At 44.1% G+C, this 15815-nt stretch carries 13 protein-coding genes; 7 read left to right on the top strand and 6 right to left on the bottom strand.

What is annotated here, in order from left to right; translation table 11 throughout:
- Nucleotides 1–30: 30 nt before the first annotated feature.
- The 3 genes from U0021_RS07700 (at nucleotide 31) to U0021_RS07690 (ending at nucleotide 2415) form a co-directional block, all read left to right on the top strand.
- Complete coding sequence (locus tag U0021_RS07700; RefSeq protein ID WP_114800328.1) at nucleotides 31–594, top strand: lipocalin family protein; 564 nt, start codon at nucleotides 31–33, stop codon at nucleotides 592–594.
- A gap of 243 nt (nucleotides 595–837) precedes the next feature.
- Nucleotides 838–1476: a type III secretion system chaperone family protein gene (locus tag U0021_RS07695; protein WP_114800329.1), complete on the top strand. Its 639-nt coding sequence runs from the start codon at nucleotides 838–840 to the stop codon at nucleotides 1474–1476.
- Between the two features lie 36 nt (nucleotides 1477–1512).
- The gene (locus U0021_RS07690; RefSeq protein ID WP_114800330.1) at nucleotides 1513–2415 is read left to right on the top strand and encodes a histone deacetylase family protein; all 903 of its coding nucleotides are present in this window, start codon (nucleotides 1513–1515) and stop codon (nucleotides 2413–2415) included.
- On the opposite strand, the gene U0021_RS07685 is transcribed toward U0021_RS07690, so the two are convergent.
- From U0021_RS07685 to U0021_RS07670, 4 genes are all read right to left on the bottom strand, one after another.
- Nucleotides 2405–3271, bottom strand: coding sequence for a hypothetical protein (locus U0021_RS07685; RefSeq protein WP_078255231.1), 867 nt, complete (start codon nucleotides 3269–3271; stop codon nucleotides 2405–2407). The genes U0021_RS07690 and U0021_RS07685 overlap by 11 nt on opposite strands.
- The gene (locus U0021_RS07680; RefSeq protein ID WP_227538688.1) at nucleotides 3268–3942 is read right to left on the bottom strand and encodes an OmpA/MotB family protein; all 675 of its coding nucleotides are present in this window, start codon (nucleotides 3940–3942) and stop codon (nucleotides 3268–3270) included. The genes U0021_RS07685 and U0021_RS07680 overlap by 4 nt, the downstream gene beginning before the upstream one ends.
- A gap of 1 nt (nucleotide 3943) precedes the next feature.
- Nucleotides 3944–5050 carry a hypothetical protein gene (locus U0021_RS07675; protein ID WP_078255232.1) on the bottom strand — a complete coding sequence of 369 codons (1107 nt, stop codon included), beginning with the start codon at nucleotides 5048–5050 and terminating at the stop codon, nucleotides 3944–3946.
- An 86-nt stretch (nucleotides 5051–5136) separates the two neighbouring features.
- Nucleotides 5137–8019 (bottom strand): valine--tRNA ligase, encoded by a 2883-nt coding sequence (locus tag U0021_RS07670; RefSeq protein WP_114800331.1) that lies wholly within the window; start codon nucleotides 8017–8019, stop codon nucleotides 5137–5139.
- Between the two features lie 292 nt (nucleotides 8020–8311).
- Here U0021_RS07670 and U0021_RS07665 point away from each other — a divergent pair, with 292 nt between their 5' ends.
- The gene (locus tag U0021_RS07665; protein WP_205276520.1) at nucleotides 8312–9769 is read left to right on the top strand and encodes a DASS family sodium-coupled anion symporter; all 1458 of its coding nucleotides are present in this window, start codon (nucleotides 8312–8314) and stop codon (nucleotides 9767–9769) included.
- 104 nt (nucleotides 9770–9873) lie between these two features.
- Here U0021_RS07665 and U0021_RS07660 read toward each other — a convergent pair whose 3' ends face one another.
- Together U0021_RS07660 and U0021_RS07655 are read right to left on the bottom strand one after the other, a co-directional pair.
- Complete coding sequence (locus tag U0021_RS07660) at nucleotides 9874–10725, bottom strand: NAD-dependent epimerase/dehydratase family protein (RefSeq protein WP_114800332.1); 852 nt, start codon at nucleotides 10723–10725, stop codon at nucleotides 9874–9876.
- 1 nt (nucleotide 10726) lies between these two features.
- Nucleotides 10727–12574: an Lnb N-terminal periplasmic domain-containing protein gene (locus U0021_RS07655; protein WP_114800342.1), complete on the bottom strand. Its 1848-nt coding sequence runs from the start codon at nucleotides 12572–12574 to the stop codon at nucleotides 10727–10729.
- Between the two features lie 123 nt (nucleotides 12575–12697).
- Between U0021_RS07655 and ampD the strand changes: the two genes are divergently transcribed.
- From ampD to U0021_RS07640, 3 genes are all read left to right on the top strand, one after another.
- The gene (gene ampD, locus U0021_RS07650; protein WP_114800333.1) at nucleotides 12698–13315 is read left to right on the top strand and encodes a 1,6-anhydro-N-acetylmuramyl-L-alanine amidase AmpD; all 618 of its coding nucleotides are present in this window, start codon (nucleotides 12698–12700) and stop codon (nucleotides 13313–13315) included.
- 150 nt (nucleotides 13316–13465) lie between these two features.
- Nucleotides 13466–15016 carry a murein biosynthesis integral membrane protein MurJ gene (murJ, locus tag U0021_RS07645; RefSeq protein WP_114800334.1) on the top strand — a complete coding sequence of 517 codons (1551 nt, stop codon included), beginning with the start codon at nucleotides 13466–13468 and terminating at the stop codon, nucleotides 15014–15016.
- A 276-nt stretch (nucleotides 15017–15292) separates the two neighbouring features.
- Entirely contained in the window at nucleotides 15293–15796 is a 504-nt protein-coding gene (locus tag U0021_RS07640) for a hypothetical protein (RefSeq protein WP_078255238.1), read from the top strand.
- Nucleotides 15797–15815: the final 19 nt, after the last annotated feature.

Below are 15815 nucleotides of genomic sequence, written 5' to 3'. Positions count from 1 at the left end.
AATGAACTTTCATACATCTTGGAGCTTATCATGCGCCTAAAAACCTCATTAATCTTGGCTTTGGCTATTGTGACTGTTGGCGTGAGCGCTTGTGCGACCACCGCATCACAATCCGCTCAAACCCCGCAAACTGTCGATCATGTGCGTCTAGATGATTATTTGGGCACATGGTATGAAATTGGGCGCTTGCCAATGAGCTTTCAAAATAAATGTACGCACAATGTCACTGCCAATTATACTCTCAAAGACAATGGCAAAATCAAGGTCTTAAACACTTGCCAAACTAAAGATGGTCAAATGTCAGCAGATGGCGAAGCTTACCCGATCGATGATACCAATGCCAAGCTTAAGGTCAGTTTTTTACCAAGCTTTCTCAAAAAACTGCCAATCGGTCAAGCTGACTATTGGGTGCTGGCTACTACAGAAGATGCCCAAAACTACTCGTCTGCCTTGGTTGGTACGCCTGATCGCAAATATCTATGGGTGTTGTCACGCACGCCAAGCCTTGATGAGCGCATTTATCAAAACTATCTGGATATCGCGCGCCAAAATGGCTATGATTTGAGTGCATTTAGCAAAACGCCTCAAAAATAAGCCAAAGTGACATTTATACCAACTTTCAGTTTGATTAATGGTAATGATGCTCTGCCTTAAAGATTGACAATCTACCGATCGCCAGCCGAAGATCGGTATCTTTGGTTTGATAGCTTGATTGGCTTTTATTAATTTATTAAAATTTAAACCGAGTTAGTCCAAGCTATCACACTGCCAAAAAGTTTGTTATGCTATCTATAATAGCCCTTCAAATTTTGCTTATGGATCAACTTGCTGAACGCGATGAAATTATTAAAAAAATTAAAATCTTTACTCAAGACATCAGATGCCAAAGGCTCAAAAAAGCACACTCAGCCCATCGCCGAGCCTGAATCAGAAGTAAGCCAGCAGCCCATCACCGATCGCCTCATGCAGTATTTAGAGCGCCATAGTTGGCACTATGAAGCACGCTCAAGCAACAGTTCGATAACGCCACAAGTTCATCATCTGATTTTATTGTTTAGTGATACTGAACACCAGTGGACCTGCGTGTTTCGGATTAATGAAAAAAGCCAACTTGTTTCTATCTTTGGCGTTTTACCTGAGGTGGTGCCGCACAGTCATTTTGCGATGATGCTGATGGCGATCGCGACAGCGAATCTATCAATGCCATTTGGCAGCATTGAGCTTGATCCAACTGATGGCGAGGTGCGCGCCAAAGTCAGCCTAGATGCTGAATTTACGCCACTGAGCGATAAAGCTTTGGGCGTGCATTTGCAAGGCGTAGCAAGCCTAACTGAGCTTGCCCAAAGGCTGTATGATGATGTGCTTTATGAGCCCGACCCTAGCCCCATCGCTACCGATTACCTGCAGCACCCTACCGATGTCCACACCCAAGACCCCTCAGAACAATACTTTGAGCCTACCGATCAATATCAGTGATCGGCTTGATCGTATTTTATGTATTTTAGTTAAGTCATGCTAAAAATTGCTTACTCGCCCCTGTTTTGCCATGCTGTGCCAGATAGTCATCGTTTTCCGATGGCGAAATATGAGCTCATCCCCAAAAAACTGCTTGCCGATGGCATCATCACGCAGGATAATTTATTTCACCCGCAGCTTTTGTCCGAAAATGAAATACTCACCACCCATACGCCCAATTACTGGCATAAGCTCAAAACAGGCACATTAAGCCCCCAAGAAATCCGTAAAATCGGACTGCCAATGTCAAAAGAATTGGTCAAGCGTGAGCGATATATCGCGCATGGGACTTATGAATGTGCTTTGTACGCCAAAAAATACGGCATATCCTTGTCGGTATCAGGTGGCACGCACCATGCTTTTGCCGACCATGGCGAGGGCTTTTGTGTGTTTAATGACATTTGCATTGCCAGCCATCTACTCTTAAATCGCAAAGAGGCTCGGCGAATTATGATTGTGGATTTAGATGTTCATCAAGGCAATGGCAATGCGTCTATCATGGCAAATCATCCTTGTGTCTTTGTGTTTAGTATGCACGGCAAAAAGAATTATCCGTTTTATAAACCGCCGTCTGACCTAGATATAGAGCTCGATGACGGCACGGGTGATGAGATGTATTTGGCGATACTAGGTGAGACCCTACCTAAGATTATCCATGAGTTTGACCCTGATATGCTGTTTTATCAAGCAGGCGTGGATGTGCTGGCGACGGATAAACTGGGCAAACTGTCGCTTAGTATGGCAGGTTGCTATGAGCGAGACAAACTGGTACTCACCACCGCTCACAAGGCAGGTATCCCTGTGGCGGTGGTCATGGGTGGTGGCTACTCACCTGATATTGAGACAGTGGTGGAGGCTCATTGTGGGGTGTTTGGGGTGGTTTGGAAAATCATAAAATGATACCCTGCTGCTTTTTTATGATTTTAACTTGCTCAATTCTTGTATGTGTCATTGGGTTATTTAGCATATGACTATGCATAGGTCTCTTTGAGTGACAGTCTACACACAGCGCTTCTAGGTTGCTGTCATTACACTCATATTTATTACCATTTTTATGATTAGTTTCTAATAGACCTTGATTATTTATCAAAACCACGCCACATTGTTCACACGTCCAATTTTTTCCTTGTCTATAATTACGACTAATTTCAGTCCAATGTGGGGGATATACATTCAGTGGTGATTTAGAGCTTGAAAATCCATCGTTATCTGATAGGAATTTTGGGTACTCTTCAAAAAATTTTGAAATTGTAAATCTTGCAACACAATCATCTTTTTGTGCCTCAGTCCAAGTATTAACAGAATAACCTTCCCAACCTAACACATCTAAACAATTTTTACAAACATTTAATCGCACTTCTTTTTTGATTGGTTTGTTTCCACTAATAATATTAACAAAAAATATGCCTGTTTCATTTTGAGTACGAACGTATCTACCTTTTCTGTTATTTGTAAACATATTTCGCAAGGTTGAACATTTTGCGATATGAAATCTAGGTAAGTTATAATGACCATAATTGCTAACGTCTCTAATATAGACAATAATTCGTTCATTATTGTAAGTTAGTGTATGGTCGCTTAATGGTGTAATTTCTGAAATATTTTCAAAATCCTGACCTTCGCCATTTAGTAAGTCCCTAATACCTTGAATTTGACTATCACCAAAATTTCCATAAGTATATCTGTCAATTCCCATTTTTGCTTTTAGGGAATTGAGTTTATTGTCTTGAAAGAAATTTGGTAAATTAATTATCATTTATTTTGCCCTAAATCATTGATGATTTGTTGAATATGCTCATCCGCATTGGTTCTTACTTTAAACTCAACACGTTGCGAACCTTGTTGGTTTTCTGTACCGTCATCATTGTATATAAGTTTAGATGACGATAAACCATTCGCGGTTAAAATTCCTTTTACCCAATCTTTATTTTGTGTGTTTGTGCTGACAAGAGCATATTGCAAGACACTTAATGTACGAGCTTGTGATAATTGCATATTTAAAAAATAGGCTTGATTATCATTTATACCAATTCTCCATTTACTTGATGTATGACCTTCTATGCGGATTTCTTCAATATTATCTTTATACTTATCTTGACTTAATATTTTAATGTACCTAGGAAAGAAATCATTTAATATTATGGCAAATTGTGGTTTTAGAGTAGATTGACCTGTATCAAATAGTACATCAGGAGATTTAAAGCGAATAACCAAATTTTTGCTATCACATTCGGCATGCCATTTTATTAAATCCTTGGAAAATTCTGCACATAAATCTCTACCTAGTTCATCTTTTGAAGCAGTATAGCTTGATACAGCATTACTTACTCTGAGCATATATAGTACAGCTATAAGCATAAACATCATCATCAAGCCTGTCATCAGGTCAGCAAGTGGTATCCAATGTTGTTCAGAATTTTTAGCCATGTTATCTACCATACTGTCTTGTGATTTGAGATATTTGTGCTAAGGCATTTGATAGCTCATTATAATCTCTTACGAATTTCTCTGTCATGGCTCCAAGTTGTCCACCAAGTCCCGTCAAAGATTCGGTGAGAGCTTTTTCAATACCTTGCTGTAAAGCACCGGTCTGCCTTTCAGTATTGGTAGCTAACTCACCAATTCTTCTATGAAATTCTTCATTTGAATTTTTCATGGTGTTTGCAATACCAAGTATTTGATTTTCTATTTGTGGCAAATTATTGGAGGTCTGATTTACTAAATTAGATAGTGTGGTTAATTGATTTTGGATAGATTCTCTCTGCGTATTTAAATTGCCTAACGTCTTTTCTAAATTATCAGCTATTGATTGGAAGTTTTTAGCTTGCTCAACGAATACATTAAAATCCTTAATTATTTGATCTGAATTATTTACTACGCTATTCAAATTATTACTTATTTTATCAAAATTAAAAATAATATTATTTAATGAAGCTGTACTTGTATCTATGTAATCAGTATACTGTTTTTGCCAAACTAGAATTTTTCCAACAGCTTCATTAAGTTGTTTAAAGTTTTCACCAAACTGCTCGTTAATTTTGGCATTAAAATCTTTAATCACATCCTCTAAGGCTTTTACCAACTCATCAGACGAAGATTGTGCAATATTTTTTAACGCTTCATTTTGTGATTGTATGGATTGTTCCAAAAGGCGGTTATTATCTTCTCTAAGCTGTCTAATTTCCTCAATTAAAATCCTATTAAATTCTTCGTCATAATCTTCATCATAAAAAGGCAAGATTATATCTCTAATTTTAAAAGTTAAAGCACCGCCCACACCAAAGACAGAAGCCCAAAAAGCAGTTTTTAGACTATCTAACAATGCAGGTACGCTATCTTGTATATTTGTAACATTAAATTGTAGCAAACCAAATGCAATCGCAAAGAAGGTTGCAAAAATTCCAAAAGTTGTTAAAAGCGTTGGAGCTTTATCAGAAATATTTTTATCATATCGCACATGAAAGATAAAGCAGAGAATTACAATAACTATTATGAAAAACAATGTTTCAAGTGGCAAAGAAGACATAACATTCATAAAAACTCATACAAATTATAGTTGCGGATTTGTGGTAATCAATAGCGTATCAAAGAATACGCTATCTTTAATGCAATGAATGAGAATTACAAATTCCCAAGCTCCCCCAACTGCTTCTCCACTTCCCCAATCTGAGCTTCTAGCTCAGAGAGTTTGGTTCGCTCGACTTCTACCACAGCCGCAGGCGCTTTGGCGACAAAGCCTTCATTGGACAGCTTTTTGGCGATGCCGTCTGCTTGGGCTTGCAGTTTATCGCGCACTTTTTGTAGGCGGGCGATTTCGGCGGTCGGGTCAATCAGTCCTTTCATTGGCACCAGCACTTTGAGTGAGCCAATCAAGGCTTGTGATGACAGTGGCACTTCATCATTTTCGCCCACAATCGTCAGACTCTCCACCTTGGCAAGGGCTTTGAACTGACTGTCAATGCGCACTAGACTTGCTTGTTGTTCATCGCTCGCCCCTTGAATCAGCACAGGCAGACGCACAGCATTACCCAGCTTCATCTCGCCACGGATATTACGCACCGCACCGATGAGGCTTTGTAGCCATGCCATGTCGCTTTCGGCTTGTTCGTTGATTTTGCTGTCATCACATTCAGGATAAGCACTTAGCATGATACTCTCACCACCCTTACCCAGTAGCGGCGTCATGGTCTGCCACAGCTCTTCGGTGATAAAGGGCATGATAGGATGAGCAAGGCGTAGAGCGACTTCTAGCACGGACAGTAGCACACGGCGGATTTCTGACTTTTGTTCACTGCTGACAGCAGGGTCATTTAGCACAGGCTTGGTCAGCTCCAAATACCAATCGCAATACTCATTCCAAATAAAGTCATAAATCGCCTGTGCCGCCAAATCCAAGCGATAGGTCTCAAACGCCAGTGCCACCGCTTTTTCACACTTTTGTAAGCGACTGACAATCCATTGCTCAGGCAAGCCCCATAAATCTGGGCGAGGCTCTGTACCAATGGCTTGCTCTTGGCAGTTCATCAGCACAAAGCGAGTGGCGTTATAGATTTTATTACAAAAATTGCGATAGCCTTCCACACGTTTTAAATCAAAGTTGATGTCTCGCCCTGTGCTGGCTAGACTGGCAAAAGCAAATCTCAGGGCGTCCGTACCAAAGGCAGCGATGCCGTCAGCAAACTCTTTGCGAGTGGCTTTTTCAATTTTGGGGGCGTCTTTGGGGTTCATGAGTCCCGTGGTGCGTTTGGCGACCAGACTTTCTAAGTCAATACCATCAATCAAATCCAGTGGGTCAAGCACATTGCCCTTAGATTTGCTCATTTTTTGCCCTTCGCCGTCACGCACAAGCCCATGCACATAGACGGTTTTAAAGGGCACTTGTGGCTTGCCGTCTTTGTCTTTGACAAAATGCAGCGTCATCATAATCATACGAGCCACCCAAAAGAAAATGATGTCAAAGCCAGTTACCAAGACGCTCGTTGGGTGGAATTTTTGCAAGATGTCATTGTCAAAATCTTTGTTGGTGCCTGTCCAGCCAAGCGTGCTAAATGTCCACAGTGCCGAGCTAAACCACGTGTCTAGCACATCATCATCTTGGCGTAAGGGGGTGTCGCCTAAGTTGTGTTTTTGGCGAACTTCCGTCTCATCACGCCCCACGTAGATGCCGCCTTTATCATCGTACCACGCAGGAATGCGATGACCCCACCACAGCTGACGGCTGATACACCAGTCTTGGATATCACGCATCCATGCCATGTACATATTGGTGTACTGTTCAGGCACAAATTTAATGTCGCCGTTTTGTACCGCTTCTATGGCAGGTTTGGCAAGGGGGGCGATTTTGACATACCATTGGTCGGTCAAAAGTGGCTCAATCACCACACCAGAGCGGTCGCCTTTGGGGACTTTTAGGGCGTGCGGTTCGATTTTTTCAAGCCAGCCTTCATTTTGGGCTTGTTCGATGAGTTTTTTGCGGGCGACAAAGCGGTCAAGCCCTGCATAGTCGCTCGGTGCCGGTGGATTTTGACTGATTGGCTCGCCTGCTTTGGCTATGTAGTCAAAGTGATTAAGCACGCAGCCATGTAAATCAAAAATGTTGATAAGCGGCAATTCATGGCGTTTACCCACATCATAGTCATTAAAATCATGGGCAGGCGTGATTTTGACGCAGCCTGTACCAAAGTCTTTTTCCACATAGTCATCAGCGACAATCGGCACTTCACGCCCTGTAATGGGCAAGACAATCATTTTGCCAATCAGATGCTGATAGCGTTCATCATCAGGGTAGACAGCAACGGCGGTATCACCAAGCAAGGTCTCAGGGCGAGTGGTTGCCACCACCAAATAATTTTTGCCGTCCGTGGTGGTGAGATTTTTGTCAGCAAAATAATACTTAAAATGCCACAGCGAGCCTTGTTCGTCATGGCTTTCTACTTCTAAGTCAGATAAGGCGGTTTGAAGTTTGACGTCCCAGTTTACCAAGCGCTTGCCTCGATAAATCAGACCGTCTTCGTGCAAGCGAACAAACACTTCTTTGACCACGTCCGACAGCTCGTCATCCATGGTAAAGCGTTCACGAGACCAGTCCACCGATGAACCCAGACGGCGGATTTGGCGAGTGATGTTGCCACCAGATTGACCTTTCCACTCCCACACTTTTTCAATAAACTTCTCACGCCCCAAATCATGGCGGCTAAGCCCTTGCTGCCCCAGCTGACGCTCCACCACCATTTGTGTGGCGATGCCGGCGTGATCGGTGCCAGGCTGCCATAGGGTGTTATAGCCTTTCATGCGATGATAGCGAGTTAAGGCGTCCATGACGGCATTGTTAAAGCCATGCCCCATGTGCAAAGAGCCTGTGACATTTGGCGGCGGCAAAACGATAGAAAAGGAGTTTTCTTTATCAAAAGTGGGCTTAAAATAGCCATGATTTTCCCAAGTTTCGTACCATTTTGATTCGATATTTGCTGGATTATAATTAGTGGATAAATTGTCTGCGCTCATGGGATCACTCTCTGATGCTTTATAATAAAAAGTGGCATTTAACAGGCTATTTTACCGTAAATTCACCAGTTTGTGGGGATTTTCATGGCAGAATTTACGGCGGATGGCATTTATTTACTAAATGGTTTGACTTGTGTAATTTTAATTCATGACTTTTTATAAAACTGTCATTATCGTATAATAAAATCAAAACAAGGTTAATTTGACTGACTCAAATATAATGAAAGCGCCTGCATTGGGCGTCTTTTATTTTCATTCCTCCAAATAAATAGGTGTAAAAATGTCTATGAAAATCGGCTTTAAACCTATACCATTCGTCATCGCCATCGTACTTGCGGTGATCATTCTCTTAATTCCGACACCTGAGGGCGTGACTGATCAAGCATGGAATTTGCTTGCGTTATTTGTTGGGGTTATCGCGGCGATTATCGGTAAAGCGATGCCCATTGGCGCACTTTCTATTTTGGCGATCACTTTGGTTGCTGTCACAGGGATCACGGTGGCTGATGGCGGCAGCGCCAATGATGCCATGAAAGATGCGCTGTCAAGCTTCGCCAATCCATTGATTTGGCTGATCGGGGTGTCTATCATGATCTCTCGTGGACTGCTAAAAACAGGCTTGGGCGCGCGAATTGGTTATTTATTCATTGCCATCTTTGGCAAAAAAACCTTGGGCATTGGCTACAGCTTGGCTTTTAGTGAGCTTATCTTAGCGCCTGTCACGCCCAGTAATACCGCACGCGGCGGCGCGATCATGCATCCCATCATGCGTGCGATTGCAGACAGTTTTGATTCATCACCAAGCAAAAACACCCAAGATACCATCGGTAAATATCTTGCTTTGGTGAATTATCACAGCAACCCCATCAGTTCAGCCATGTTCATCACCGCCACAGCACCAAACCCATTGGTGGTGAATCTGATCGCCGAAACCTTGGGCAGTGAGTTTCGCTTAAGCTGGAGTCAGTGGGCTTGGGCGATGCTGATTCCAGGCTTAGTGGCATTTGCGCTGATGCCGTTGGTGCTTTACTTTGTCTATCCACCCAAAATCAAAAACACGCCCAATGCCGTGACATTTGCCAAAGAAAAGCTGTCTGACATGGGCGCGATGAGCCGTGACGAAAAAATTATGTTGGCGATTTTTGCCATTTTGCTACTGTGCTGGGCAGGCGTGCCAAATTTATTGTTTAATTTTCCCATTGATGCGACCGCGACTGCCTTTATTGGTTTAAGCTTGCTGTTATTGACAGGCGTGCTGACTTGGGAAGATGTGACTTCCGAAAAAGGCGCTTGGGATACGATTGTATGGTTTGCTGCTTTGATCATGATGGCGACATTTTTAAATAAGCTTGGATTGATCGCATGGTTTTCATCCAGCCTTGAAACAGGCATCGCAAGCTTGGGTCTGGGCGGCTTGTCGGCAGGTCTGTTGCTGCTGATCGCCTATATGTACGCACATTATATGTTTGCCAGTACGACAGCGCACATCACCGCGATGTTTGGGGCGTTTTTGTCGGCAGGCATTGCCTTGGGTGCTCCACCGATGCTTTTTGCCCTATTGATGGCAGCAGCATCAAGCATCATGATGACTTTGACGCACTACGCCACCGGTACTTCTCCGGTGATCTTTGGCTCAGGTTACACCACTTTACCAGAATGGTGGAAAGCCGGCTTTGTGATGAGTGTGGTTAATATCGTGGTGTTTACGCTGATTGGCGGTCTGTGGTGGAAGGTTTTAGGCTATTGGTAACCTTAAATAAAAAAGCGGATATTGATCCGCTTTTTTAATGTATTTTTTATGGAAAATGGGTGATCGTTTTAGATGCTAAAGCAAGATAAACCCTGATGAACAGCCTAATTCGACCTGCCCAAATGTACGATCACAGCATCATATCCTATCTGATAATTGGGATAGCTTAGCCAGTCACCATCAATGTTTGCGATGATTCGCTTACCACTAGGCGGCGCAAGGATGGGCGCTGGAGATGGGATGTTTAGACTCTTTGCGATATGGCTGAGCACCTCAAAGCTTGTGGCGGGTGTGTTATCTGTCGCAAGGTACAACGGCTTAGGACGATCACTGACCAAAATTTGATACAAGCAATTCACCAAATCGCTATCCATGATGCGATTGGTATAATGATGGCGTGGGATGCCTTCTAGGTGAGCTCTGCGCGCCTGCTCAATGAGCCTTGTGCTGTTTTTATGATAAATTCCACCGGCGCGTACGATAATGGCGCGATCACCAAACGTCTGCCAAAGCAGATCTTCAGCATCTTTTAATACTTGAGCGGTATCGGTCGCAGGCAGTGCAGCCGTGGTCTCATCAACCCACTCGCCTTGATTTTGGCCGTACACAGAGGTGGATGACACGAATAATACCTGCTCAAGCTTTTGGTGCCATTCGCACGACTGATTCGCCAAATCTACAATGTGCTGACACACCGCCAAATAGCTTTCTTGATAATCCAAAGCCGACGCTCGTCCTGTACTCGATGGCGTGACAATGATGGCAAGGTGGGTGATCTGTTTGACATCATCCAAAACCAAATCCCTGGCATCTTTTTGTAAAAAATAAATACGCTCAGCCAAAGTGTCGTACTCATGCAAGCTTCTGGCGACTGTTTTAACGGTATGAGATTTTGCCAGGCTTTTCGCCAACGGCTTGCCAATACTGCCTTGACCGATAATTAAATAAGTTGCCATCTTAAAAATACCTTTGCACCGACAGCATGGCTTGTGTCGCATAATCGCTGTTGAGTTTTTCGCGCTTGGCGGTCAGACGCACGGCATGATAACGCGCGACATCTGCCTGCATACCGACACTCACAGCAGGCTGTAGATAGCCTGAGCGCATGCCTGGTGCGTCATCAGAATGATAATAATAAGGCAATGATACCTCCACCAAGCCGCGCAACCGGTCTGTGGCATAATGTACGCAGCCCAAATCAGCACCAAGCCCAATGCGATAGCCTTGATTGATCCGCCCTGCTTGGACACCTCCTCCTGCCAATGCATAGCAGGTGGTGTCAGCGATCTCACCGCTGCCTGGACGCGGCTGACCAAAATTCCAAGCTTTACCTTTTTTGATGTGTGCATCAAATACCAAGTGATCGTTATTGGCCTGATTTGACGCATCAATGACCTGCGTCAAGCCCACACGAAGTGCTGAGGCTTGACCCACACCTTTTTTGGCAGTGGCGTTATTTTTGGCGGTATTTGCCGGATTCAGGCTTCGGGTTGAAAAGATGGTAAAATCTTTGATCTTAACCTTTTGATCATCAGCGATCACCTCAAGTGACATCGCTTGCAGATCAAGCAAAGGACGCACTCCATGTGGATTATCCAGCCAGTCTTGATACGCAGTGTTTAATTGAATGCCATAAACCGCGCGATCATCCAGCCGAGTATCCATCCCAGCACCGACACCGATACGATGCACTGGCATTGAGTGGACGGGATTATTACGGCTAGGGACGATATGAGCAATATCAAAATCTTCGCCATTATTCAGTTTAGCTTGACGGATGGTTGAATTTGAGGGGATAAATTTTTGGTCTGTCACCATGCCTGCCTCGCTCAAGATCGCTGCGATGCGCGAGGGAATGACGACATTGCCGACTTCCGCTTGCACACTGCCTTCAGGACGAACCACATCAATCAGCCTGACAATTTCGGTCGCGCAATTATCATGGGTAAAAAAATACGGACGCTCCATATCTTTGACTTCCCAAATATGGCGGACAATTTGCGTTACTTCTTCGGGAGTAAGATCCAAGCTAAATTGCCACAAATCTCGCTCATCTTTGACCAAATAATCATCTGCCTTTTTTTGATAAGGCATGATTTCCATCACACCCGGATAGCCGCCAGAGATGGATTTGAGCGTCGAGACGATAGCGCCATCAGGGCTGTTAGACTGTACGGTGTAATTGATCGCGGTGGCAGCTTGGTCTTCGTCTTGTCCATTATCAGCGCGCATCAGCACATGCGCAAAGGCAGACGCGATGTTATTGGGGTGCTCTTCAGCAAAAATCAGCGACAAACGCTTGGCATTCAGCGCATCAGCAAAGGCTTGAAAATCGCTGCACATCGTCTCATCAATACCACTATCAATGCCGTGCGCCGCCAAAGCCTGACTTAAAAAATGTACGCGTGCAACAAAACGACAAATCGCATCGCCATCACCTTTTTGCATGGCAGAAAGTGTGGCGATAAGTTCAGCATGCGCATCTTGCCGCCCCTGATCAGATAAGAAAAACTTAGGATGATCAATACTGCTGACATCGCGCCTTGACGGCTGATCTTTGAATAGCAGCAGTCGTCGCCAGCCTACGGATTGACTGATGCTTTGTAAGGCTTGATCACTGAGCCCATAAGGTGTCATCGCCTGACTGGCTGCTGCGGTGGCTAACTCATCTTGCATGGTTAGTGCTTTTGACTGGATTTGGGTGCCGTCAGTAATGGCATTGGCAGCATAAGTCGGCAAACTCATCGCAAATGGCAGTGTAAAGACACCCAAAGAGATGGCGCTAAATTTCGTGGCGTGCTTCATGGTATTTTCCAACAATCCAAATAACATGGCTCATTGTAGCACAGCTTAAGCTGAGTCATTGACTGTTTTTGGTGTGATAAACTGTGCTAAAATGAGGGATTATCAGTCAAATCGGTATGTCTTATGTGTTCAGCTTTTGTGATACAAGATGGCATCTTACAAGGTGCAACATTCATCAAATCTGAAAATTTCAATGCGCGCCCTGCCGATAAAACAGGCTTAATTACCGGCATTGTTATCCATAATATCAGCCTACCCCCGTCGCAGTTTGGACAAGTCAATGCCGACGGGCTGCATCATGTGAAGGCTTTTTTTCAAAATCAGCTAAACCCCAATGACCATCCTTATTTTCAAGACATCCACACCCTGAAGGTCTCAGCACATTTATTCATTGAACGCGGCGGTAGTGTCACACAGTTTGTCAATTTTAATGATCGCGCTTGGCATGCCGGCAGATCATGTTATTTGGGTCAGACAGAGTGTAATGACTTTACCATTGGCATTGAGCTTGAAGGCTCAGATGATAAGGCTTTTGAGGAGGTTCAATATCAAGTGCTTAGCCAAATCATTGCTGCCATTTATCGCGCCTATCCTACCACACGCCGTCATTTGATGGGGCATAGCGACATCGCACCAGGACGCAAAACCGACCCAGGCACCTATTTTGATTGGCAAAAGCTGCGTGCTTTGGTCGCTCAAATGATGACTGATTCGCCCATTGAGTCAGCCAAAACTGCCTAAAAAAACTGCCTAAATTGATCAAGTCATGGTCGCTTGACATGTTAGCTTACAAAATTTTTATAACTTTTATTGACAAAGTATCCAAGAAAACTTAGCAAATTACTAAAAAACCAAGTAAAATAATGCATTTTTTGGCAAGTGCGTACTACTATGGCAAAATCTCGGCTTTTTCGCTCCACCATGATCGTCAGCTCCATGACCATGCTCTCTCGCGTTTTGGGTTTGGTCAGAGACATGGTTTTGATGGGCGTTTTTGGTGCGGGCGGGTTGATGGATGCGTTTTTGGTCGCCTTCAAGATTCCCAATTTTTTGCGTCGCTTATTTGCCGAAGGGGCGTTCTCTCAAGCCTTTGTTCCTGTATTGACTGAATACAAAGAAGCACGCACCTTAAATGAAGTTCAGCTACTCATCAGCCGCGTCTCTGGCGTGCTATCCTTGGTGCTGCTTGTATTGACGGTTGTGGTCATCGTTTTGGCACCGCAAGTGGTGTATTTATTTGCGCCAGGTTTTGCCGATGATCCTGAAAAATTTAACACCGCCGCTGAGCTTCTGCGCTTGACCTTTCCGTATTTATTATTCATCTCGATGACGGCGTTTTTTGGCAGTATTTTACAAAGTTATGGGCGGTTTGCTGCCCCTGCTTTTGCGCCTGTCTTGCTCAATTTATGTATGATTGGCGGCGCCTTGCTTGTCTCACCGATGCTAGATAAGCCGATCATGGCACTTGGCTATGCGGTGGCGATCTCAGGCGTATTACAGCTACTAATACAGCTGCCACAGCTTTGGCAACAAAAACTGCTTGTGCCGCCCACGATGGGCTTTAAGGACGAAGGCGTCAGACGTATTTTAAAGCTGATGTTGCCTGCGATTTTTGGTGTGTCAGTCACCCAAATCAATCTGCTGTTAAGCACTGTCTTTGCATCGCTGATGGTGGCAGGCTCAGTATCGTGGATGTACGCTGCTGAGCGCCTAAGCGAGCTGCCACTTGGACTGATTGGCGTGGCGATTGGTACGGTGATTTTACCAAGCTTATCTTCTAGCCGTGCCAAATCTGATGACGCCACTTTTCGCCAGACACTTGATTGGGCGGCGCGCCTGATCATCGTCATCGGATTGCCAGCCAGTCTTGCGATGTTTGTCTTGTCGGATGTCTTGATGGATGCTTTGTTTGTGCGTGGTCAATTCACCCACCAAGACGCTCTGATGAGTGGCATCGCCCTAAAGTCGCTGTCAGGTGGGATCTTAGGATTTATGCTGATCAAAATATTTGCGCCAGCTTTTTTTGCTGGTCAAGATACCAAAACGCCTGTCAAAATTGGCATCATCTCCGTATTTGCCAATATGATTTTTAGCGTCGTGTTCATTGGGCTATTTTATGTGGCGCAGCTGCCTTTGCATGGCGGCTTGGCTTTGGCGACAACGGCTGCAAGTTTTGTGAATGCTGGGCTGCTTTATGCCATCTTACACCGTAAAGGCATCTACCGCTTTGGCGCTCACTGGAAAAAGATGATGATCCAATTTGCCACCGCCAGCATTGCCATGATCATTGCACTTTATGCCATCTTGCCCTACTATCCATTTGATGGCGGTCAATGGCTAAAAGTTTTGATTTTATTGGGCATATGCGCCTTGGGTGCAGCGGTGTATGGCGTAGTACTGCTTGCCACAGGGTTTCGTCCGAGTCAGCTGCGCCATGGTTGAATTGGGTTTATTAAGCCTTTAGGCGTTATTGACACAAGCGATACAAAGCGCACACAAAAATTACTTGTAACTTTTCATAATCACCGTAAAATATTAATTATAGTATGAAATGCTCAAAGATCGCCGACTAGGCTTGATTATTTATGATAATTATTTAGTGTCAGGCAGTCAGATTGATCTTTAGCATTTTTATGAATTATTTGCTGTGATTCATGGTTGCAGGTGATAATTTAATCAGTACATTTAATTAAATTTAATTGAAAAAAGGAAATAATTATGCCAACTTCTGTCAGTCAGCCTACTGCCACTCGCATTGACCCTAGCCTAAATCTTGAACAAATCCGCGCCGAATGCCAAGCTATGGTCAAGTCTCGCGCCAAAATCTCAGCAGGCGTGGCGGTGATTCCTTTGCCATTTTTAGATGTGGCTGTCGACGTGGCGATGTTGACCAAGCTATTGCCTGAGATTACTGCACGCTTTGGCTTAAAAGACAAAGCTAATCTGGATGCCTCAACCGAAGAAGCACGCAAACAAAACATCAAAGATCGCATTATTGCTGTCGGTGGCTTAGTGGCGGCGCGCGGCGTTGTGAATAAGACGGTTCAAGGCTTTGGCGGACGCTTTATCGGCAAGCAAGTCAGTAAGTTTATCCCATTGGGCGGCTCGATGGTTGCAGCAACTTTGGGCTATATGATTTTTAAGAAAATTGCTTTTGATCATATCGAAGAGTGCTATAAAATTGCCAAACAATCTCAGCGTCAAAGCGTTTCTAATCACTAAAATCAGCCATTAAGAGCTT

It is taken from the genome of Moraxella canis (assembly GCF_034424565.1).
GTDB classification, from domain to species: domain Bacteria; phylum Pseudomonadota; class Gammaproteobacteria; order Pseudomonadales; family Moraxellaceae; genus Moraxella; species Moraxella canis.
The sequence above is the reverse complement of the archived record's forward strand: the minus strand, read 5'-3'. Positions and strand labels throughout refer to the sequence as shown.